Origin of the sequence: Pantoea sp. Cy-639 (assembly GCF_011752525.1) — a bacterium.
GTDB lineage: Bacteria > Pseudomonadota > Gammaproteobacteria > Pseudomonadales > Pseudomonadaceae > Aquipseudomonas.
In genome coordinates, this window is sequence record NZ_VWXI01000003.1 from 365586 (window position 1) to 384626 (window position 19041).

General features: G+C 64.4%; 23 protein-coding genes and 1 tRNA gene. 15 read left to right on the forward strand and 9 right to left on the reverse strand.

The genetic code is table 11. From position 1 onward, the window contains the following. Positions 1-10: 10 nt before the first annotated feature. The 3 genes from F3J43_RS06045 to F3J43_RS06055 all read right to left on the reverse strand — a co-directional run bounded on the left by F3J43_RS06045 (position 11) and on the right by F3J43_RS06055 (position 2411). Complete coding sequence (locus F3J43_RS06045; RefSeq protein ID WP_166883904.1) at positions 11-478, reverse strand: HIT family protein; 468 nt, start codon at positions 476-478, stop codon at positions 11-13. Continuing rightward, positions 478-1434 carry a HesA/MoeB/ThiF family protein gene (locus F3J43_RS06050; protein ID WP_166883905.1) on the reverse strand — a complete coding sequence of 319 codons (957 nt, stop codon included), beginning with the start codon at positions 1432-1434 and terminating at the stop codon, positions 478-480. Before F3J43_RS06050 ends, F3J43_RS06045 begins: the two co-directional genes overlap by 1 nt. 623 nt (positions 1435-2057) lie before the next feature. Beyond that, complete coding sequence (locus tag F3J43_RS06055) at positions 2058-2411, reverse strand: HdeA/HdeB family chaperone (protein WP_166883906.1); 354 nt, start codon at positions 2409-2411, stop codon at positions 2058-2060. Positions 2412-2648: 237 nt separating this feature from the next. On the opposite strand from F3J43_RS06055, the gene F3J43_RS06060 reads away from it, so the two are divergent. Next, positions 2649-3245 carry a transglycosylase SLT domain-containing protein gene (locus F3J43_RS06060; protein WP_166883907.1) on the forward strand — a complete coding sequence of 199 codons (597 nt, stop codon included), beginning with the start codon at positions 2649-2651 and terminating at the stop codon, positions 3243-3245. Between the two features lie 403 nt (positions 3246-3648). Here the strand turns inward: F3J43_RS06060 and F3J43_RS06070 are convergent, their stop codons facing one another. From F3J43_RS06070 to F3J43_RS06080, 3 genes are all read right to left on the reverse strand, one after another. Next, positions 3649-3786 (reverse strand): hypothetical protein, encoded by a 138-nt coding sequence (locus F3J43_RS06070; protein ID WP_166883908.1) that lies wholly within the window; start codon positions 3784-3786, stop codon positions 3649-3651. Between the two features lie 979 nt (positions 3787-4765). Then, positions 4766-4841: transfer RNA gene (locus tag F3J43_RS06075), tRNA-Thr, on the reverse strand. A 58-nt stretch (positions 4842-4899) separates the two neighbouring features. After that, positions 4900-5310 carry a pilin gene (locus F3J43_RS06080; RefSeq protein WP_166883909.1) on the reverse strand — a complete coding sequence of 137 codons (411 nt, stop codon included), beginning with the start codon at positions 5308-5310 and terminating at the stop codon, positions 4900-4902. 216 nt (positions 5311-5526) lie between these two features. Between F3J43_RS06080 and F3J43_RS06085 the strand changes: the two genes are divergently transcribed. The 4 genes from F3J43_RS06085 to yacG are packed head-to-tail and all read left to right on the forward strand — an operon-like array spanning position 5527 to position 8424. Continuing rightward, the gene (locus tag F3J43_RS06085) at positions 5527-6735 is read left to right on the forward strand and encodes a type II secretion system F family protein (RefSeq protein ID WP_166883910.1); all 1209 of its coding nucleotides are present in this window, start codon (positions 5527-5529) and stop codon (positions 6733-6735) included. A gap of 2 nt (positions 6736-6737) precedes the next feature. After that, the gene (locus F3J43_RS06090; RefSeq protein ID WP_166883911.1) at positions 6738-7604 is read left to right on the forward strand and encodes a prepilin peptidase; all 867 of its coding nucleotides are present in this window, start codon (positions 6738-6740) and stop codon (positions 7602-7604) included. Further along, positions 7604-8227, forward strand: coding sequence for a dephospho-CoA kinase (gene coaE / locus F3J43_RS06095; protein ID WP_166883912.1), 624 nt, complete (start codon positions 7604-7606; stop codon positions 8225-8227). The genes F3J43_RS06090 and coaE overlap by 1 nt, the downstream gene beginning before the upstream one ends. Continuing rightward, complete coding sequence (yacG, locus tag F3J43_RS06100; protein WP_166883913.1) at positions 8224-8424, forward strand: DNA gyrase inhibitor YacG; 201 nt, start codon at positions 8224-8226, stop codon at positions 8422-8424. Before coaE ends, yacG begins: the two co-directional genes overlap by 4 nt. A gap of 87 nt (positions 8425-8511) precedes the next feature. On the opposite strand, the gene F3J43_RS06105 is transcribed toward yacG, so the two are convergent. The 3 genes from F3J43_RS06105 to F3J43_RS06115 form a co-directional block, all read right to left on the reverse strand. Next, complete coding sequence (locus F3J43_RS06105; RefSeq protein ID WP_166883914.1) at positions 8512-9195, reverse strand: energy-coupling factor ABC transporter permease; 684 nt, start codon at positions 9193-9195, stop codon at positions 8512-8514. 31 nt (positions 9196-9226) lie between these two features. Then, the gene (locus tag F3J43_RS06110; RefSeq protein WP_353618202.1) at positions 9227-9988 is read right to left on the reverse strand and encodes a helix-turn-helix transcriptional regulator; all 762 of its coding nucleotides are present in this window, start codon (positions 9986-9988) and stop codon (positions 9227-9229) included. Between the two features lie 187 nt (positions 9989-10175). Beyond that, on the reverse strand, positions 10176-10916 hold the full coding sequence (locus tag F3J43_RS06115) for an acyl-homoserine-lactone synthase (RefSeq protein ID WP_353618206.1): 741 nt from the start codon (positions 10914-10916) through the stop codon (positions 10176-10178). Between the two features lie 129 nt (positions 10917-11045). Here F3J43_RS06115 and F3J43_RS06120 point away from each other — a divergent pair, with 129 nt between their 5' ends. From F3J43_RS06120 to F3J43_RS06165, 10 genes are read left to right on the forward strand one after another with little or no spacing between them, the layout of a single operon-like run. Next, entirely contained in the window at positions 11046-12314 is a 1269-nt protein-coding gene (locus F3J43_RS06120; protein WP_166883917.1) for a beta-ketoacyl-[acyl-carrier-protein] synthase family protein, read from the forward strand. A 1-nt stretch (position 12315) separates the two neighbouring features. Beyond that, positions 12316-13125 (forward strand): MaoC family dehydratase, encoded by an 810-nt coding sequence (locus F3J43_RS06125; RefSeq protein ID WP_166883918.1) that lies wholly within the window; start codon positions 12316-12318, stop codon positions 13123-13125. Continuing rightward, positions 13122-13385, forward strand: a complete 264-nt coding sequence (locus F3J43_RS06130; protein ID WP_166883919.1) for an acyl carrier protein — start codon at positions 13122-13124, stop codon at positions 13383-13385. Before F3J43_RS06125 ends, F3J43_RS06130 begins: the two co-directional genes overlap by 4 nt. 40 nt (positions 13386-13425) lie before the next feature. Continuing rightward, positions 13426-14319 carry a diiron oxygenase gene (locus F3J43_RS06135; RefSeq protein ID WP_205297661.1) on the forward strand — a complete coding sequence of 298 codons (894 nt, stop codon included), beginning with the start codon at positions 13426-13428 and terminating at the stop codon, positions 14317-14319. Beyond that, positions 14316-15839 (forward strand): phytoene desaturase family protein, encoded by a 1524-nt coding sequence (locus F3J43_RS06140; RefSeq protein ID WP_166883920.1) that lies wholly within the window; start codon positions 14316-14318, stop codon positions 15837-15839. Before F3J43_RS06135 ends, F3J43_RS06140 begins: the two co-directional genes overlap by 4 nt. Beyond that, positions 15836-16651 carry an alpha/beta hydrolase gene (locus tag F3J43_RS06145; RefSeq protein WP_166883921.1) on the forward strand — a complete coding sequence of 272 codons (816 nt, stop codon included), beginning with the start codon at positions 15836-15838 and terminating at the stop codon, positions 16649-16651. The genes F3J43_RS06140 and F3J43_RS06145 overlap by 4 nt, the downstream gene beginning before the upstream one ends. 5 nt (positions 16652-16656) lie before the next feature. Further along, positions 16657-17412, forward strand: a complete 756-nt coding sequence (fabG, locus tag F3J43_RS06150; protein ID WP_166883922.1) for a 3-oxoacyl-ACP reductase FabG — start codon at positions 16657-16659, stop codon at positions 17410-17412. A gap of 29 nt (positions 17413-17441) precedes the next feature. Further along, positions 17442-17783 (forward strand): ferredoxin FdxA, encoded by a 342-nt coding sequence (gene fdxA / locus F3J43_RS06155; protein ID WP_166883923.1) that lies wholly within the window; start codon positions 17442-17444, stop codon positions 17781-17783. A gap of 57 nt (positions 17784-17840) precedes the next feature. Then, complete coding sequence (locus F3J43_RS06160; protein WP_166883924.1) at positions 17841-18269, forward strand: hypothetical protein; 429 nt, start codon at positions 17841-17843, stop codon at positions 18267-18269. A gap of 48 nt (positions 18270-18317) precedes the next feature. After that, positions 18318-18947 carry a DUF1780 domain-containing protein gene (locus F3J43_RS06165; protein ID WP_166883925.1) on the forward strand — a complete coding sequence of 210 codons (630 nt, stop codon included), beginning with the start codon at positions 18318-18320 and terminating at the stop codon, positions 18945-18947. Positions 18948-19041 lie beyond the last annotated feature (94 nt).

Sequence of the window (19041 nt, forward strand, 5' to 3'; positions counted from 1 at the left end):
GCCTCTTGGTTCAGGGCACGCTGGAGCGCTGGCGAATGGTCCTGGCCAATGCCGCCAGCGCCTTGTCGTCGGCGCGCTGATGGTCGTGGGAAGACACATAGCCTTCGTAGCGATGGAAGAACTTGTCGACGGACGAACTGATTCGCCGGAATGCACTGCTGTCACCTGTGCCATGCAAGGGAAACAACTTGGCATGCAGGTGATCGACGCCATAACCCTCGAACACCATCGCCGTTCTGGCGACGCCGTCCAGGGCCTTGTCCAGGCACAACGCCACTTGCTTGGCAGCCTGGGTCAAGTCCAGCAGCACCGAGTCCTCGACCGCGAATGCATAGCTTGGGTGGTGCTGCTTGGGAATGACCACCGTGACGCCAGGCGTATTGGGGAATATCGAGAGAAAGGCGAGATGTGAAGCATCTTCCCAGAGCACATGCCCTGGAACTTCCCCACGAACAAGTTGGCAAAATACGCAGTCCATTACTTCGCGCCATCCAGCGCTCGGGTAACAGGGTCCTGGCCTATCTTCCAGCACTTGATGGCAGGTTCTGGCACTGCAAGGCTACTGTTCGAGATAGCGCGAATGACATTCGCGGCAATTTCAGCGGCCAGTGCCACATTCACAGGGCCATAACTTGGCATGATTGCGTTAGGCAGCCGTTCCCAGGAAAACTTCGAGGCCAGCGGCTTGCCGTGAAAGTAGGAGTGGGCATTCGGTATATAACTGAAGCTCAGCAGGGTGTCATGAATATATCCGCCACTGAACACCGCAATACCACACTCATCACATACTCGCCCGGACTCGTTCGCCAATGTGCCGGGGTTGTCTGCGGTCACCACCAGGGCCTGCACATGCGCCGAGCAGGTTGCAATAAGACCGTCAATCGTGACATTGGCCTGGTCAATCTCAAGCTCCAGGTGCTCAAAACGGGCCTCCAAGGCCTCTTGCAGAGCAACCACCTTGGCCTGGCCAACATGCTTGAGCGTCCAGAAAAGCTGGCGATTGAGATTGCTTGCCTCGACCACATCAGGATCGATCAGCGTCAGTTTCTTTATCCCGCTACCCGCCAGAAGCATCGCAACCATGCTCCCGATCCCGCCACAACCGGCGATAACGACTCGAGCAGCATGCAATGACTTTAAATCGCGTATCACATCCGCGCACGTGTCCGCGTTGCACAGCAAGTAGCTTACGGTTCGGCTGGTGGCCGGCTCCCGCAGCGCGGTCTTGACCTGCCGGATATCGTCCTCGCTCCCCGGGACGAGCGCACCGGCACTGACCAAGGCCTCGTGCAGGGACGCCTCATCCGCCCCCTGCAACGCCACTATTCCCTTGGGCCCATTGATGTACTTGCCATCAAGCGCCGCCGCATGCAGCAGCGATGGCGCCACCAGCCCCACAGGGGTGCCATTACGATAGAAAACCAGATCGTCCATATTTATCAGGCAGAGGCGATGCCTCTGCCCTCCTGCTCCAATAGTTAGTTAGTACAGAACTCGGCCATGAAAGCGAATGCAGGACTGGTGGCGCACCTGGGATCATAACGCGCGACGGTAAGTGCCTCGGTTTTCAGCGCACGGGTAGTCGTGAGTGGTTCGGGTATTGTTGGAGACGTAGAAACCGATGCCTGAGCGGCGGTAGAAGACAGGAGAACTATAGAAGCGACGCCGAGTAGATTCCTCACAAACAACCTCCTTAGTTGATGCGAACTGAACATGTCCGCGTCAACATTTAAGATTGCACAAGCAACAGACGTCAACGCACCGAACTTTCAGCGAAACAACAGTACTGAAGCGCAATGTAAGAAAATCTCGAAAACGATTGTAGAAAACTCAACACACAACAAACGGAGAATTAAAGCGTCGAATGGAACCTTTTCCTGGTTTGCGTAAGAACACATCACGAACCGAATGCCACCTTGCACCACGGCGCACTCCGCACACTCAAGAAAAATCTTGCACCGCAGCAAGAGATATCTCTCGCAGTCTTACGAGCGACCAATTGAAAACAGCGCTGAAAGGCAAGCACACAACACGCCAGCTGAATGCCGAGTCGGAGTTCAACGACTGGCCGGCTGCTTCTGCAGCGACAGCCACATGGCGGACTCGAACACGCTTTTGTCGGGGTGATCGGTACAGTACTGCACGGTGAACGCCTTGATCTGCGCACCCGAAGGCAAGACTTGCAGCGGGATTTTCAGATCAAGGTTGCGCTGCATGTTGACCCCGCTGAGGAAGCCCTGGAGCCAGGTGACGACGGCCAGGGTGGTGATCTTGTCCTGGGACTGCTCGGCCTTCATGAACTGCGCGCAGGCGATCGAGCCCGCGCCGGCGATGGCATGGTCTCCGGCATGGGCAGAGGTCGCGGCCAAGGCCAGGGACAGGGTGACGGCCAGGGAGAAGTGCCATTTCATGCGCGCTGCGATTCCATGCGGGGGGATGTTGGGGCGCGCATGATGCCATGGTTCAGGGCGCTTTCGAACGCAGGAGAAGGAGGCAGGGCAATTGGTCGATGATCCGATCATCCGGGGACTGTCATCCTGCCCGCAGCTCAGGAGTGAGCAGCCGGCCACTGATTCATATGCGTCCCGAAAGCCTGTATAACGCGCCAACGACCTGCGCTCCCGATGTCAGCACAAGGAAACCCCGTCATGCTTCGGCTCTCGATGCCGGCCCTGCTCCTGGCGCTTGCCGGCTGTGCCACCAAGCCCCCCGGCAACCCCGACAACCTCTGCGAGATCTTCCGTGAGAAGCCGAAATGGCACGAAGCCGCGTTGAAGATGCAGGCGCGCTGGGGCGCGCCGGTGCAGGTGCCAATGGCGATGATGTACCAGGAGTCTTCGTTCAAGCACGACGCCCTGCCGCCGCGCTACTACTTCCTCGGCTTCATCCCCTGGGGCCGGGTCAGCAGCGCCTACGGCTACGCCCAGGCCAAGGACGAGACCTGGGCCGACTACAAGCGCGAAGCCGGCGGCTGGGGCGCCAGCCGCGACAACTTCGCCGACGCCCTCGACTTCATGGGCTGGTACATACAGAAGAGCCAGCAGGTCAACGGCGTGTCCAAGTGGGACGCCTATGGCCAGTACCTGAATTACCACGAAGGCTGGGGCGGCTACCGCAACCGCAGCTACGACGCCAAGCCGTGGCTGAAGAACGTGTCGCAGAAGGTCCAGTCGCGAGCCTCGGTGTTCGGGGCGCAGTATCGGAGTTGCGAGCAGGAACTGTCGCGGGGTGGGTGGTTCTGGTAGGCCGATTCCGATGGTGCGGGCGTGACGAGCGCGTTCGCCAGTCAGGATTTATCCCCAATGAGGCGAATCGTCATTTCTGAAATATTCGCCTGAAGGGCCGGCAACACAAGGTGGACGACGTGTTGCGACTGGGTACTTTCGCGCAATAGGGCCGCAAGGCGGCCCCGATGATGCGCAGTATCAGCCTGCAGAAACACCCTCTTCTTTCATCGTCTCCAGCTTGCTGAACTGCTCGCTGGCCAAGCGGCTGATGATCCGGATCGCCTGGTGAATGCCCGCCGTGTTGCGAAAGCTCAATTGCGGGTTGTGCTCGCATTCCAGCACCTCGTCGTGCTAGACCAGGGCTTCGCCGAGCAGTTCCAGGGTCCAGACGTAGCTCTGGATGGAAGACATGCGTTCATGGTCAGACATGGGGCACCTCCCGGTTGGCGCGGGTGGCGAGGGAGTGGCTGTCGATCGGATAGAAGGTTAGGGACGGAGTGGCCGCGGGGGTTGGGCGGCGGAGAGCGGATGCGAGGATCCTCAGGATCTTGGTGGTCATGCATGAGTTCCTTTCGTTGTGGAACTGCCACCGCTCGCGGCCAAGCAAGTTTAGGTGGCAGCAGTACGCGGGTTGGCCGACCGGGACGAAAGGGGCCCGGCACACCCGAAGGTGTCCCGCGCACCACCGCCATGACGCGACATCGCGGGCACAAAAAAAGCGCCTGCGATGAAGACTGGGCGCTGTTGCGCCTTTCGATTCCGACCGGCCAAGGTCGCGTCGCCGATGCTTCGGCGACGGAGGGAATTTATTCCTTGGTGACTGCTAATGCAAGCTCAGGGCGGTTGAGAAAAGGCAATGGAGGCTGCCGGAAACTGCCTACCGCGCAGGTGTAAGCCTAATCGGAAGTGGCCGTGTTAGCGGCAGGCAGCTTTCGGCCCGAAGCGGACGATCCATGTCTTGGGTTAGTGCTGTGTTCGGGTGTGATCGCCGTGAAGTTTTCAGCGCCTATGAGATCGAGCGCCGCCCGCGCGGCGCATCGCGAGCTGCGCTCGCTCCCACATTTGTTTCGGGCCAGTAACGCCTGTGACAGTCGCGCGCGACCGCCTTGTTGGTACGACGCAATATCGAGTCATGCACCAAAGCGTTCGCGCGCAAATCTCACAGGAATAATTGGCCCGAAACAGATGTGGGAGCGAGCGCAGCTCGCGATGCGCCGCGCGGGCGGCGCTCGATCTGACAGGCGCGAACGTTGTCATGGTGAACGCCCGCTTTGGGCCGTAAGCGGACAGTCGCAGCCGACTACTTTCACCCCAAAGCAGCATGTAGCCAAAGGCAAGACTCGGCCAGAAACAGCCTTCCGAATATGTCTACGAAACCGCTGGCAATTCAGGGATACGTTTCCTTGTCGAACCGAGATCCCCCTAAATCGCGTAGATGCCCAGAGACAAAACGAGACAGACAGAAACAACAAAGCCCGCGCTAGGCGGGCTTTGCGGGGTGTTTCGTAGACAGTCATAGACTTCTGGAAACTGGTCTCTGGTGCCGGAGACAGGAATCGAACCTGCGACCTTCGCGTTACGAGTGCGCTGCTCTACCGACTGAGCTACACCGGCGTGTTGCGCAACGTACCACTGCCGTGTCGGTTACGCAAACCCCTGTTTCACCTCACTTTCATTGCGCCGTGCAACCATTCGGCGCGAGGTCTTCCTCTACCGTGGTCACGCAACGCCAACCGGCCTGGGTCCGGGCCAGGGTCAGCGTCTTGCCCAGCACATTGGCCGGTGCATCGGCCAGGGTACAGGCGATGCTGGCGGTCCCGTCGGCAGCCTTGCCACTGGCGGTGATCGCGCAATGCGCGGTGCTGGGCTGGCCGCCGAGGCTGGCGACGTCGGGCACGTCCTTGCCTTCGTTCAGGCGCACGTCCATCGCGGTCTTCAGCGCGGAAATCTCCAGCAGCGCGGCGGCAGCCTTGGCCCGGGCCTGGTGGTTGGTGTACATGGGGATGGCGACGGTCGCCAGGATGCCGATGATCGCGACGACGATCATCAGTTCGATCAGGGTAATACCTCGTTGCCCTTTCATGAACGGTCTTCCTTCGTGATACGTGGAGGCGCGGCGGGCGCGGGAGCGCCCTGCCGGCAGGGGCGCAGTAGGCCTGAACCGACACCTTTTGTCACCCCTGCACGGCGGGGCGTCATGTTCGCTGGACTACTCTAGTGAGCCTCAGGCAAACCCGCCTGGCCGTGGGCCCGGCAAGCTGTTACCGGGCTTGTCGCCACTTCGCAAAGGACGCTCGCCATGCAACCTTCCACCCGTCTCTACTCCTGGGAAGGCGTCGATGCCGCCGGCACCTCCCAGCGTGGCCAGCACAATGGGCGCAGCCCGGCGTTCGTACGGGCCTGGCTACAGCACCAGGGGATTCGCGCCACGCGGGTACGGCCGGCGGGTGGGCTCGGTTGGCGCTGGCCGCGGCGGGCGGGCAAGGTGAATGCGCCGGGGTTCAGTCGGCAGCTGGCGACCTTGCTGATGGCAGGGGTGCCGCTGTTGCAGGCGTTCGAGGTGATGGCGCGCAGCACGGCGGACAGCGCCATGGCCGGGTTGCTGGCGCAGTTGAAGCAGGATGTGGCGTCGGGGCTGGGGTTGGCGGAAGCGTTGCAGCGTCATCCGGCGTGGTTCGATGCGCTGTACTGCAACCTGGTACGGGTGGGTGAGCACTCGGGGACGCTGGACCGGCAACTGGAGCAGATGGCCGGGATGCTGGAGAAACGCCGGGCACTGCGGCAGAAGGTGCGCAAGGCGATGCTGTATCCGGCGTTGTTGCTGCTGACCGGGCTCGGCGTGGCGGCGTTGCTGCTGCTTGAGGTGGTGCCGCGCTTCCAGGAGCTGTTCGCCAGTTTCGACAAGGCGTTGCCGGCCTTCACGCAATGGGTGATCGATTTATCCACAGGGCTGGGCAATCACCTGATGTGGCTGGTGCTGTCGATCACTGCGCTGGGGTTTGCCGGGCGGGCCCTCTATGCACAGCATCTACCGTCGCGACTGTGGATAGTGGGGGTCGTGCTGCGTGCCCCGGTGATCGGCACTCTGCTCGGGCAAGCGGCACTGGCGCGATTCGCACGCAGCCTGGCGACGTCGTATGCCGCGGGGGTGGCGTTGCTCGATGCGCTGGGCACGGTGGCGCCGGTCAGTGGTGACTGCCTGCACGAGCGGGCGATCCTGCGTCTGCGCGAGGGGGTGGCGCAGGGCCTCGGCCTGCAGCAGGCGATGGAGGCCGAGCGGCTGTTTCCGCCGCTGCTGCGCCAGCTGGTGGCGGTCGGCGAGTCGAGCGGTACCCTCGACCGGATGCTGGACAAGGCCGCGCAGCATTACGAAGAGCAGGTCGGCCAGGCGCTGGAGCAGTTGACCACACTGCTCGAGCCGGCCATCGTGCTGATCCTCGGGCTGCTGGTAGGGGGCCTGGTGGTGGCGATGTACTTGCCGATCTTCCAGTTGGGTAGCCTGATCTGAACATGAATGCCTGGACCGTAATCGTCGATCACCCGCCGTTCTTTCTCGCCCTGGCCGCGCTGCTGGGGCTGCTGGTGGGCAGTTTCCTCAATGTGCTGGCGTACCGCCTGCCGATCATGCTCGAGCGCCAGTGGCAGCGCGAAGCACAGGCGCTGCTGGGGCTGGCGCAGGACGAGCACACGCGCTTCGATTTGTGCCTGCCGGCGTCGCGCTGCCCGCACTGCCAGCAGCCGATCCGCGCCTGGGAGAACATCCCGCTGCTGAGCTACCTGGCGCTGCGCGGACGCTGTTCGGGGTGCAAGGCGCGGATCAGCCCGCGCTATCCGCTGGTGGAGCTGGCCTGCGCGCTGCTGTCGTGGCTGGTGGCCTGGCACTTCGGCCCGGGGATCGAGGCCCTGGCGGTGATGCTGCTGACCTGGGGCCTGCTGGCCCTGAGCCTGATCGACGCCGAGCACCAGTTGCTGCCGGATGTGCTGGTGCTGCCGCTGTTGTGGCTGGGGCTGATCGTCAATGCCTTCGGGCTGCTGGTGCCGCTGAGCGATGCATTGTGGGGCGCGGTGGCGGGCTACCTGAGCCTGTGGTCGGTGTACTGGGCGTTCAAGCTGGTCACCGGCAAGGAGGGCATGGGCTTCGGCGACTTCAAGCTGCTGGCCATGCTCGGCGCCTGGGGCGGCTGGCAGATCCTGCCGCTGACCTTGATGCTGGCCTCCCTGGTGGGCGCGCTGGTGGGGCTGGCCTTGGTGCGCCTGAAACGTGCGCAGATGGGCGCTGCCTTGTCTTTTGGTCCTTATCTGGCCATTGCGGGGTGGATCGCATTGCTCTGGGGTGATGAAATAGTCGCCTCCTACCTGCAATTGCTTGGAACCTGATGAGCACAGCGCCCTTCACTCCCTGGATCCTTGGCCTGACCGGCGGCATCGGCAGCGGCAAGAGCGCCGCCGCCGAGCGTTTCGTCGAGTTGGGCGTGCACCTGGTCGATGCCGACCAGGCGGCGCGCTGGGTGGTCGAGCCCGGCCGCCCTGCCCTGGCCCGCATCGTCGAGCGCTTCGGCCCCGGCGTGCTGCAGGACGATGGCCAGCTCGACCGCGCGGCCCTGCGCCAGTTGATCTTCGCCGACCCGGCACAACGCCAGTGGCTGGAACAGTTGCTGCACCCGCTGATCGGCCAGGAGATCTTCAGCTACCTGGCCAAGGCCGAGACGCCCTATGCGGTGTATGTCTCGCCCTTGCTGATCGAGTCGGGACAGCACCAGAAGATCCAGCGCATCCTGGTGATCGACGCGCCGACCGACTTGCAGGTGGCGCGCACCTTGTCGCGCGACAACACCAGCCCGGAACAGGTGCAGGCGATCCTCAGGGCCCAGCTGGCCCGGGAAGAACGTCTGCGCCATGCCGATGACGTGGTGGTCAATGATCGCGACCTGGCGTCGCTGCACGCCGAGATCGACCGCCTGCACCACTTTTACCTGACTTTACGAGGAGGCCAGCCATGAGCCAGCCACTGAGCGTTGAATGCCCGACCTGCGGGGCACCTGTGGAATGGAGCGAACAGAGCCCGTTCCGACCATTCTGTTCCGACCGCTGCAAGCTGATCGACCTGGGCGCCTGGGCGGCCGAGGAACACAAGATCGCGGGTTCGAGCGAGTCCGAGGACGAGCTGTACTCGGGGGACCTGGAGCCGCGGCACTAAGCCCTGCACGAACAGCCTTGTGGGAGCGCGCTCCCACATACCCACTCCCAGCGGACTCCTCCCACCAGCGCCGTCCCGCCCCGGGTTTCAGCGCTCCTCATCCTTCCACGGCGCCTGCAGGTAGCGGGTGCGGTTGAACGTCTCCAGCCACTCCGGGCAGAACACCACCAGCGCACTGATCACCGTGCCGTTGATGAACGCCTCGGGGAACATCATCAGCCACAGGTAGCCGACGAAGTCGCTCAGCCACTCCGGCAGGGCGAAGCGCTCGTCCATCCACAGTAGCCCGAGCCCGGCCGACAGGCACACCAGCACGCTCAGCGCGGCGGGAAAGAACCCCGAGCAGAAGATATAGACGAACAGGTTTCGCGGCTGCGCGCGCTCGACCAGAATCGCGCACACCTCGGTGACCAGCACCGGCAGGCCGACGATCAGCAGGCCGTTGACGCCGAGGGCGGCGAGGTCCTGGCGCCCAAGCAAGAGCAGGCCGAGCTGGGCGAGAAAACCGCCGAGGATCGCCAGCGGCCAGTCCAGCAGCAGGGTCACGGCGGTCATGCCGATGAAGTGATAGGACACTCCGGTGTCGAAGTCGCGGCGCACCAGCCACAGGGCGAACAGCCCGAACACCGTGCCGAACAGCAGGTGCTGACGGCGGCTATCGGCGAACAGCTCGACCCAGCGGGTACGGCTCGCGGCCCACAGCAGCAACGGCACATAGCCGAGCCAGCCTAGGGCCAGGGTGGTAGTGGACAGCACCTGCGCGCCAATCATCACTGTACTCCTGAAGCAGACACGCTCCAGTCTACACGCACAACCCCTGGCGCTTGGCTTCGTAGACCGCCTGCTTGGCGTTGTCGACGCCAAGCTTGTCGACGATGTTGGCCATGTGGAACTTCACCGTGCGTTCGGAAATGGTGCACAGCTGGGCGATCTCGCGGTAGGCCTTGCCCATGCTGACCCAGTACAAGACGCCCAGCTCACGCTTTGACAACTGGCAATCGGCCGTCGCCCCCCACCATTCGTTGAGCCAGCGGCTGGCGAGGATACGTTCGTGAAAACCGATCAAGGCCATCTGCAAGTGCGCGGCGCGCTCCATCAGGTGGCGGTCGAAGCTGCGCTCGCCAGTGGGGTTGCAGACGCTCAGGGCGGCGAAGCGGCCCTGGGCGTCGTGCAGGGTAAAGGTCGCGCCCGCGTGCAGCCGGTAGTGACTGGCCAGCTCGAACAGGCGCTCGCTGTCGTCGCTGCGCTCCTGCGCCTGGCGCCAGGAGAACGGTGCGTTGCTGCCCAGGCCGTGGCGGATCACCGGGTCGATCAGGTGATAGCTGCCCTCGCGGTAGGCGTCCAGCCAGGGTTGTGGATAGTTCGACAGGATGAACGGTTCCACCGGGCGGCGCTTGTCGGTGACGAAATAGGCGTAAGTGTCCACGCCAGAGCGGCGCAACAATCTTTCAAACGCCAGTTTAAGTCGAATGGCGCCTGCGCCTCGATGTCCAGAACGCGACGACAAGTGTCCAGAACGCATATTCACGGTATACCTCTGATTATCTTCCCTGATGAACTTCATGACACTTCGCCATTAGGCGAAAGTCGTACGCAAGTTAGTACGAGCGTACAGGAGAGCGATACCTGCCCGAGTGTCATCCAGGTAAATTACATTTTTATAATTGTGTTGAGCCAGCCATCCGCAACATCGGTATTATCGACAAACGGTAGTTGAACCAATTTTGTCTCACGGACAATCCGTACAAGTATCAGGCCGTCATCAACTGTGTCATTTGCATGGCTGGCGTTGGCCAGCGGATATCGATCGCCAGCCCGGCACATCCCTGCTCGATGGTCTGTTCGAGCTGCTCCAGGTTGGCCGGGGTCACGGGCATGTCGAGCAACCATACTGGCTCGCCCGGCCCGGCCAGGCCGATCTCCAGCACCTGGTAATGCCAGCCGGCGCGCCACACGATGCGGGTCATGGCGCGGCTGACCACCGTCACCACCGCCTCGCGGCCAAGGCCCTGGACGTGCCGGTGCAGAGCGGCCAGCAGCATGCTGGTCAGCGGCAGCCGGCTCAGCCCCAGCTCGGCCAGGGCGGTCTTGTCGACGAAGAACCGACTCGACTCGAGCAGCCCCCAGGCCTTCGGCGCAGGCCGTTGGAAGAAGCTGCGAAACGGCCCTTCGAGCATGTACGGGCCAGTGGTTTCCAGCAGGCGCAACCCGGCCACCAGGCGTCCCAGGCAATAGCCCAGCAGGTAGCCGGTGGCGGGATGGTCGTACTCGTCGCACTCCAGATCGCCGTGCACCGACACTTCCCAGTTGAGCCGGTCGGCAAATACCCGTTTGCGTACCGCGAGCAGCTCATTCAATTGCGCCGCTGACAATGTCGAACGTGTCAAATGAGTGAATGTCATCCTGATCATTACACTTCTCTTCCCTGAGCACTCGATATTAACGGCAGTTTCCGTATGCCGTCGGGTGGGCAGCGAGAATAACGTCGTCATAAAAAAAATCAACAACGCCCACAACCAGTTATCCCGAACTGTACCTTGGGACAGTTGTTTGCCTCGCCGAATATCTTCAACTTGTTATCGAAGTTATCAACTCACTTCTTCGACAACGAGACCGCATCGATGAACTTCAACGATTCAGCCGCGCCCCGTCGCGTGGCGATTACCGGATATGGCGCCCTCTGCTCGCTCGGCCAGAATGCCCAGGCGATCTGGGACGGCATCATGGATTACCAGGTCGGCTACCGGAAATACGACTTCGACGACCCGAGCATCAACGCGCGCTTCTTCGGTTTCGTCGACGAGCTCAGCCGCGAGGCGATGCGCCCGTTCTCGAAAAAGATCTCGAAGATGCTGCCGCTGTTCGCCAAGTACAGCCTGGTCGCCTCCCACGAGGCGCTGCAGATGGCCTTCGGCGATGCCAACCTCGACGACCACTACGCGCCATTCCAGCGCGGGGTGATCCTCGGCACCGGCTGGGGCGGCCTGGACACCGCCAACGACAACAACAACGAGTACCGCGACAACGGCCTGGCGACCTCGTTCGCCACGGTGATGTCGATGTGCAACGCCGCCACCGCCGGCATCACCATGAACTGGAACTTCCGCGGCGTGCAGAACAGCCCCGTGGCAGCCTGCGCCACCGGCACCATCGCCATCGGCGAGGCCTACGAGGCAATCCGCCACGGCCGCGCCAAGTTGATGCTGGCTGGCGGCAGCGAGTCGCTCAAAGAACAGTTCAACGTCTGGTCGATCGATGTGATGCAGGCGCTGAGCAAGGAACAGGACGACACCCGCAAGGCCTGCTGCCCGTTCAGCAAGGGTCGCAGCGGCTTCGTGCTGTCCGAGGGCGCGGCAGTGCTGTGCCTGGAAGACTACGAGAGCGCCAAGGCGCGCGGCGCGACGATCCTCGGCGAGATCACCGGCTACGCCAACTACTCCGACGCCTACGACATGACCGCGCCGGCCGACGACATGCAGGCCCGGGTCGAGGTGATCCGCGAGATCTGCCGCCAGGCCCAGGTCAGCGCGCAGCAGATCGACTACGTCAACCTGCACGGCACCTCCACCCCGCTCAACGACATCAACGAGACCAATGCGCTGAAGATCGCCCTGGGCGATGCGGCCTACGCCATCCCGATGTCCAGCACCAAGTCCTACACCGGCCACCTGATCGGCGCCGCCGGTTCGCTGGAGGCGGTGTTCTGCCTCAAGGCCATGGCCAGCGGCACCATTCCGGCGACCCTGCACATGGACGAGGCCGACCCGGCCTGCGACCTGAACTACACGCCCAACCAGCACCTGTTCGGCCAGCAGCTGAACAACGTGATGAACCTCAGCTTCGGCTTCGGCGGCGCCAACGCCGGCGTGATGATCCGCAAGGTGGCCTGACATGCAACTGAGTTTCGGCGCCGCCGACATCGAGCACTGGGCCAGTCTGTCGGGTGATCGCAACCCGATCCATTTCGACCGCGAAGCCGCACGACGCATGGCCGCGCCCGACGTGGTGGCCCACGGCATGCTGGTGCTGCTGCCGATCAAGCAACACCTGGGACGTCTGGCCGCCCCCGGCGCCGGCCAGTGGCTGCAGTTTCGCGCCCTGCTCAAGAGCCCGGTGGTGCGTGACGCCCAGGTGCGCCTGGAAACCACCGACAAGGGCGCGCTGACCCAGTTCAAGCTGCGCCAGGCCGATGACCAGACGCTGCACCTGCAAGGCAACGCCCAAGCGGTGGACACCGGCGCCTGGCAGTCCAGCGCCAGCCAGCAGCACATCGCCGCCGCCAGCGTGGCCGACTGGCTCGGCCAGTTCCGCCAGAGCCTGGGCCGCGACTGCGACGACTGGGTGGCGCTGGACGCCCTGGTGTTCGGCGACTTCGTCCGCCATCAGGTGAACACGGTGTTCGCCCGCCTGGCCCCGGACCTGCGCCAGCCGCAGACCCTCGGCAGCCTGGAGGAACTGGCCAGCCACCTGCTGGTGGTGCAGACCAGCCACCAGGTCGCCTGCTGCCCGTCGCTGCGCACCCAGGACGCGCTGCATGGCGATGTCGCCTACCAGATCGACAACATCGAACTGATCGAAAGCCCCGACCAGGCGGTCGGCACCCTCGACCTCGGCGTCCGCCTCGCCGGCCGCCACCTCATGACCATCACCCTCGGGCTGATGGTGAAGAACCTGCAAACCCCACAAGGAGCTGTGCAATGACTCAGGTAAACGAAGTATTCGACGTGGTCCGCAACCTCATCCTCGACGTCAAGGACGTCGACGAGAGCGACGTGACCCTGGCCACCACCCTCGAGGCGCTGGAGCTCGACAGCCTGGACTTCGTCGAGATGCAGGTGGTGATCAAGAAGAAATTCGCCGTGTCGCTCAACCCCAATGCCTTCGAGGGCGGCCGCATCCCGACCCTGCAGGCCCTGTGCGACTACGTGCTGCAACTGAAGAGCGAGGCGGTCCCGGCCTGACCGGGCCGCACCGCCGCCTGAGCAGACAAGGAACATTCCCATGCAAACCTCCCCCGTACTGCCCCTGTCCGAGCGCCTGTCGGCCAAGGTCCGCAAGCTCAACGAGGTCTCGCACCACAAGACCATGGACCACGCCACCGTGCTGCCCTGGGACCAGGAGATCGACAAGCGCCTGTGGCCCAAGGACCCGGAGCATCTGTGGATCAAGGGCACTCGCTACTACGACCAGCTCAGCGAAGAGCAGAAACTGGAGGTGGCCTGGCTGGAGACCGCCCGCGACATCTCCATGTTCATCTTCCTCGAGCAGACCCTGCCGCCGCTGTACATGGGCTACATCAACCGCTTCCACGACCGCATCGCCCCGGAAGTGCAGGAGTACCTGAGCATCTTCTCCAAGGAGGAGATCGTCCATACCCTGACCTTCAAGCGCTTCATGGCCAAGGCCGGGCTCAAGCTGTGGCAGCCGCCGGTGGGCCTGCACGACCTGCTGAGCAAGACCCTGCCGCCGATGGATCCGCCGGTGGGCATCCTGTTCACCTTGCTGGTGGAGTGGGTGGCCGAGCTCAGCGCCATGCACACTTCCCAGGGCCCGGACGTCGAGCCGATGACCCGCGCGCTGTTCCGCGAGCACCACTATGACGAGGCCCGGCACATCGCCTTCGGCCGCTGGATCAGCGAGACCTTCTTCGAGAACGGCAGCCCCGAGCAGATCGCGCAGGTCCGACAGATGAGCCGCCAGGTGATCCCGAAGCTGATCGACATGTTCACCTACAACCCCGAAATGCCGTTGCACACCTCGTTCGCCTTCCCCATCGGGCCGGACGACCGCGACGCCATCGAAACGGTGTGGCGCTCGGAGCACAACCGCCAGATCAACCAGCAGCGCTTCGCCGAGCTGTACGCCTGGATCGACAAGCTGGGGCTGGTGGCATGACCGGACAGGCCTGGGATGCGATCTTCGTCGGCGCGGGGATCACCAGCCTGGCCTGCGCGGCCATGCTCGCGCAGCGCCAGCCGGGGCTGCGCCTGCTGCTGATCGACAAGCACATCGTCGCCGGCGGCTACGCCTCGGTGTTCCGCCGGCCGCGCCAGGACGCCACCTTCGACTGCAGCCTGCACAAGCTCAGCGGCATGCAGGAAGGCGGCAACCTGATCCGCATCCTGCGCCAGCTGGGGCTGGACCAGAGCCTGGAGCTGGTCTACCCGCACGACTACTTCTGCGCCTACCGGGGCGACGAGGCGCTGGCCCTGGCCAACGACGTCGACCAGGTGCAGCAACAGTTGCTGGCCCGGTTTCCCGGCCAGGCCGAGGGCATCGCGCAGTTCTTCGAGCAGGTGGCGACCTTCGGGCGCAATGGCTACTACCAGTTCCAGATGCTCGACGGCAGCTTCGAGCCGGACATCGCCCAACTGCGCTACGCCCACCGCCACCTCAAGCACAAGACCGTGCGCGAGGGCCTGGCGGAGCTGTTCAGCGACCCGCTGCTGATCGAGATCCTCGCCGCGCCCGGCATCTATGTCGGCGGCTACCCCGAGGACCTGGGCTACCTGTACTACCTGCACGTGGTGTACGCCACCCTCAACCGTGGCAATGCCTACGTGCGCGGCGCTTCCGAGCAGTTGTCGGCGCAACTGGTACAACGCATCGAGCAGGGCGGCGGCCAGGTGCTGCTGAGCACCCGGGTGGAGAAGGTGCTCGACGACGGCCAGGGCAAGGTGCGCGGCGTGGCGACCTCGCGCGGCGAGTTCCTCGCGCCGCGGGTGTACATCAATGCCTCGCCGCACTATGCCGTGGAGCATCTGTTCGCAGCCGACACGCCCCTGGCGCCGGTGCGCCAGAAGCTGGCCAACCTCAAGCCGGCACGCTCGACCACCACGGTGTACCTGGTGCTGGACCAGGCGCCGGAATCGCTGGGCCTGGCGCACAGCGAATCGATGCTGTTCGCCGACGCACCGGCCAGCGCCGGCCCGGCACGCGACGCCGCGGCGCTGGCCGGGCATCCGCACGCGCTGAGCGAGCAGGCCTACTGGCAGCTGTCGCCGATGGAAGTGACCAACTATCACCTGCTCGACCCCGAAGGCGGCCGGGTGGTGTGCCTGAACGTGCTCGACGCCATCGACCAGTGGCCGCAGCGGCGCACCCCGGAGTACCGGGCGAAGAAGCAGCGCGCCGCCGAGGTCCTGGTGGAGCGTCTGCTGACGGCGGTGCCGGGCTTGCGCGGCCATGTGCTGCACACCGAGGTGGCGACGCCGCACACCTACGTGCGCTTCACCAACAACACCGCAGGCTCCGGTTATGGCGCGATGGTCGGCACCGACCTCAGCGGCCATGTGTTCCACCACGGTTTCCCGCTGGCCGGCGTGCATTTCCTCAGCGCCTGGGTGGCCGGGCCGAGCTACGAAGCGGCATTCGGCTATGCCGAGATGAAGGCCGGCCAGTGGGTGGCGGCATGAGTCGCCGGCACTTGGCGGCACGGCTGTTCATGCGGGTGATGTTCGGTCGCGTGCAGGGACATGCCCAGCCGCTGCCGGCCGGTGCCCGCGCCTTCCAGGTGCAGCCGGCCGACGGCAGCCGCCTGGAAGGCCTGCTGCTGCCCAGCCATGTGCGCCCGCCACGGGGCGTGGTGCTGCTGTGTCATCCGTTTCTCAAGGACGGCATGCACTACTTCCTGCATCACCAATTGCCACTGGCGCTGCAGCAGCAGGGCTACGACGTGGCGCTGTTCAACTTCAAGGGCTTTGGCCGCAGCACCCTGGGCGGGCCGAGCTTCGCCGACGACATCCTCGCCGTCGCCCGCCAGTTGGCTGCCGAGTCGCCGGGGCTGCCCCTGCACCTGCTGGGCTGCTCGTTCGGCGGCTATCACCTGGCCCACGCCCTGGGCCGGGGCGAGCATGGTTTCACCTCGGTGGCGCTGGACAGCGTGCCGCTGTCGGTACGTGATTTCTTCCGGCGCGGGCCGCTGCGCCCGGTAATGGGCTGGCTGAGCCGCAGCCGTTGGGCCGACGCCACCGGCAGCGCGCCAATCGGCGAAGCGCTGGCGCAGGCCGGCGACTTGCCGCTGGCCTACCTGTACGGCGAGAGCGACCCCTACATCGCCGCAGCCAATGTGCAGCGCCTGCTCCGCCGCTGCCCGGGGCTGCGGCTCTACCCGTTCGCCGAGTGCCGGCACCTGGACGGCCATCGCCGCCAGCGCCAGCGCTACATCGATACCCTCCTCGACTTCTTCGCCCGCGCCGAACACCGTGCCCGGGCCCTGCATGGATGACTGACATGGACAGCAAATCGCCCCAAGACAACGCCTGGGTACTGGTCACCGGCGGCAGCCGCGGCATCGGCAAGGCCCTGGTGCAGCGCCTGGCCCGTGACGGCTATCGCGTCGCCTTCACCTACCATTCGGCACGCGACAGCGCCGCGCAACTGGAGCGCGAAGTCGCCGAGCAGGGCGGCTGGGCCCGCGGCTTCGCCTGTGACGGGCGCGACGCCGAGGCGGTGCGCGGCACCTGCGAACACCTGCTGGAAGCCTTCGGCGCGCCCTACGCGCTGATCAACAACATGGGCATCACCGGCGATCAGCTGATGTTCAACTTCGACCAGGCGCGCTACCGCGACGTGATCGCCAGCAACCTCGACGCCGCGGTGTACTTCAGCACCTGCCTGAGCCAGGCCATGGCCGCCGAGCGCCAGGGCCGCGTGCTGTTGATGTCGTCGGTCAGCGGCTTCAAGGGCAACAAGGGCCAGCTGGCCTACACCGCGACCAAGGCGGCAATGCTCGGCATGGCCCGGACCATGGCGGTGGAGCTGGCGCGCTTCAAGCTGACGGTCAATGCCATCGCCCCGGGCTTCATCGCCACCGAGATGGTCGAGCAGATCGCCGAACCGGTGCGCAAGTCGGTGCTCGACCAGGTGCCGCTCAAGCGCTTCGGCCAGCCCGAGGAAGTCGCCGCCCTGGCCAGCTTCCTGCTCTCCCCCGAGGCGGGCTACATCACCGGCCAGACCTTCGTCATCGACGGCGGCATGACTGCCTGATCGTCTCTCCCCGCAGCCTGGAGCCCACCATGACCTACGTCGTCACCGACAACTGCATCCAGTGCCGGCACACCAACTGTGTCGACATCTGCCCGGCCGATGCCTTCCACCTCGGCCCCAACTTCATCGTCATCAACCCTGCGGAATGCGTGGACTGCGCGCTGTGCGTGCCCGAGTGCCCGGAGGCGGCGATCAGCTCGGAGCACGAACTGCCCGACAGCGAGCGCCACTTCATCGCCCTCAACGCCGAGCTGGCACAGACATGGCCAGTGCTGCTGCAGCGCATCGACCCGCTGCCCGAGCATGCTACCTGGAGCCAGCGCCCGAACAAGCTCAGCCACCTGCTGCGCGAAGCCGAGGCGGTGGACTGAACACACTGGTCTACGCTGTGGCCAGGACAATCACTCGACGCAGGGAGCAACGAGCGCATGGAACACTACAACTCGGCCTTGGTTCTGGCCGCCCTCCTCAGCGCGGTGGCCGCCGCGCTGCACCTTGGCATCATCGCCGGCGGCGCGCGCTGGTACCGCTTCTTCGGCGCCGGCGAGCGCTTCGCCACGGCGGCGGAACAGGGGCGCTGGTTCCCGGCGCTGGTGACCCTGGGGATCGCGGCGGTGCTGTTCGTCTGGGCGGCCTACGCGCTGTCCGGCGCCGGCATGATCGAGCCACTGCCGCTGCTGCGCCTGGGGCTGATCGCCATCACCCTGGTGTACCTGGTTCGCGGCACCATAGGCGCCTTCCTGCTGGTCGGCACCGGGCGCAGCAACCGCTTCATCGTGGTCAGCTCGATCATCTGCCTGGGCTACGGCCTGGTGCACCTGGTCGGCGTGATCCAGATGTGGGACCGGCTGGCCTGAGCGACGACTATCGCAATACCGTCAACGAATGCGGCTAAGCTTGTTGCCATGGATGACTCCGACTACTTGCGCCTGCTCACCATCCAGGCCGAACAAGCCAATGCCTTTCTGTCCAATGCGCGCAAATGGGAACGCGAGCGTTGGGTCTGCCAGCGCCTGCTGCAGGGGCTGAACATTCCCTACCGCGGCGAGGACTTCACCCCTGCCGGGCAGGAGCCGCCGGACGTACTGTTCCGCGATGCCGCATTCGAGGTGTTCTTCGTGCTCGACGAGGGCCGGCGCCTGAACGACGAATGGCGCGAGGAGCTGCAACGCCGGCGCAGCGCCTTCTCGCTGAGCCAGCTGGTGCGCCGCGAAGTACGCCCACGCCGGATCAGCGCCCAGGAACTGGTCGGGCGCCTGGCGCCGACCCTGCGCAAGAAGGCGCATAACTACCGCGAGCGCGGACTGGACCTGGGCGAGCTGGACATCATCGCCTTCGCCAGCCTCAAGCGCGAAGTGCTCGACCTCAACAGCCATTTCCCGCCGCCCACCGAATACCTGCGCCAGGGTTGGCGCTCGCTGTCGCTGGTCGGCCCGACTTTCGCCCGGGTGCTGTTCGCCCACCCCGACGCGCCGGACTTCCTGCGCGGCAACCTGGGGCGCAGCATCGTGTTCGACGTAGGTATCAGTCTTTGATCCAGTGCCGAGGATCTTTGCGATCACGTACACTCGGCGCCAGGGATAGAAAGCATTATCATTCGGTCCACGCGTTTGCGTGAATGCTGTGGCG

What these genes read in the sequence shown, in the direction of transcription:
- F3J43_RS06045 (WP_166883904.1), bottom strand. Translation starts at nt 478, where the DNA reads ATGGACTGCGTATTTTGCCAACTTGTTCGTGGGGAAGTTCCAGGGCAT.
- F3J43_RS06050 (WP_166883905.1), bottom strand. Translation starts at nt 1,434, where the DNA reads ATGGACGATCTGGTTTTCTATCGTAATGGCACCCCTGTGGGGCTGGTG.
- F3J43_RS06055 (WP_166883906.1), bottom strand. Translation starts at nt 2,411, where the DNA reads ATGAAATGGCACTTCTCCCTGGCCGTCACCCTGTCCCTGGCCTTGGCC.
- F3J43_RS06060 (WP_166883907.1), top strand. Translation starts at nt 2,649, where the DNA reads ATGCTTCGGCTCTCGATGCCGGCCCTGCTCCTGGCGCTTGCCGGCTGT.
- F3J43_RS06070 (WP_166883908.1), bottom strand. Translation starts at nt 3,786, where the DNA reads ATGACCACCAAGATCCTGAGGATCCTCGCATCCGCTCTCCGCCGCCCA.
- F3J43_RS06080 (WP_166883909.1), bottom strand. Translation starts at nt 5,310, where the DNA reads ATGAAAGGGCAACGAGGTATTACCCTGATCGAACTGATGATCGTCGTC.
- F3J43_RS06085 (WP_166883910.1), top strand. Translation starts at nt 5,527, where the DNA reads ATGCAACCTTCCACCCGTCTCTACTCCTGGGAAGGCGTCGATGCCGCC.
- F3J43_RS06090 (WP_166883911.1), top strand. Translation starts at nt 6,738, where the DNA reads ATGAATGCCTGGACCGTAATCGTCGATCACCCGCCGTTCTTTCTCGCC.
- coaE (WP_166883912.1), top strand. Translation starts at nt 7,604, where the DNA reads ATGAGCACAGCGCCCTTCACTCCCTGGATCCTTGGCCTGACCGGCGGC.
- yacG (WP_166883913.1), top strand. Translation starts at nt 8,224, where the DNA reads ATGAGCCAGCCACTGAGCGTTGAATGCCCGACCTGCGGGGCACCTGTG.
- F3J43_RS06105 (WP_166883914.1), bottom strand. Translation starts at nt 9,195, where the DNA reads ATGATTGGCGCGCAGGTGCTGTCCACTACCACCCTGGCCCTAGGCTGG.
- F3J43_RS06110 (WP_353618202.1), bottom strand. Translation starts at nt 9,988, where the DNA reads ATGAAGTTCATCAGGGAAGATAATCAGAGGTATACCGTGAATATGCGT.
- F3J43_RS06115 (WP_353618206.1), bottom strand. Translation starts at nt 10,916, where the DNA reads ATGACGACGTTATTCTCGCTGCCCACCCGACGGCATACGGAAACTGCC.
- F3J43_RS06120 (WP_166883917.1), top strand. Translation starts at nt 11,046, where the DNA reads ATGAACTTCAACGATTCAGCCGCGCCCCGTCGCGTGGCGATTACCGGA.
- F3J43_RS06125 (WP_166883918.1), top strand. Translation starts at nt 12,316, where the DNA reads ATGCAACTGAGTTTCGGCGCCGCCGACATCGAGCACTGGGCCAGTCTG.
- F3J43_RS06130 (WP_166883919.1), top strand. Translation starts at nt 13,122, where the DNA reads ATGACTCAGGTAAACGAAGTATTCGACGTGGTCCGCAACCTCATCCTC.
- F3J43_RS06135 (WP_205297661.1), top strand. Translation starts at nt 13,426, where the DNA reads ATGCAAACCTCCCCCGTACTGCCCCTGTCCGAGCGCCTGTCGGCCAAG.
- F3J43_RS06140 (WP_166883920.1), top strand. Translation starts at nt 14,316, where the DNA reads ATGACCGGACAGGCCTGGGATGCGATCTTCGTCGGCGCGGGGATCACC.
- F3J43_RS06145 (WP_166883921.1), top strand. Translation starts at nt 15,836, where the DNA reads ATGAGTCGCCGGCACTTGGCGGCACGGCTGTTCATGCGGGTGATGTTC.
- fabG (WP_166883922.1), top strand. Translation starts at nt 16,657, where the DNA reads ATGGACAGCAAATCGCCCCAAGACAACGCCTGGGTACTGGTCACCGGC.
- fdxA (WP_166883923.1), top strand. Translation starts at nt 17,442, where the DNA reads ATGACCTACGTCGTCACCGACAACTGCATCCAGTGCCGGCACACCAAC.
- F3J43_RS06160 (WP_166883924.1), top strand. Translation starts at nt 17,841, where the DNA reads ATGGAACACTACAACTCGGCCTTGGTTCTGGCCGCCCTCCTCAGCGCG.
- F3J43_RS06165 (WP_166883925.1), top strand. Translation starts at nt 18,318, where the DNA reads ATGGATGACTCCGACTACTTGCGCCTGCTCACCATCCAGGCCGAACAA.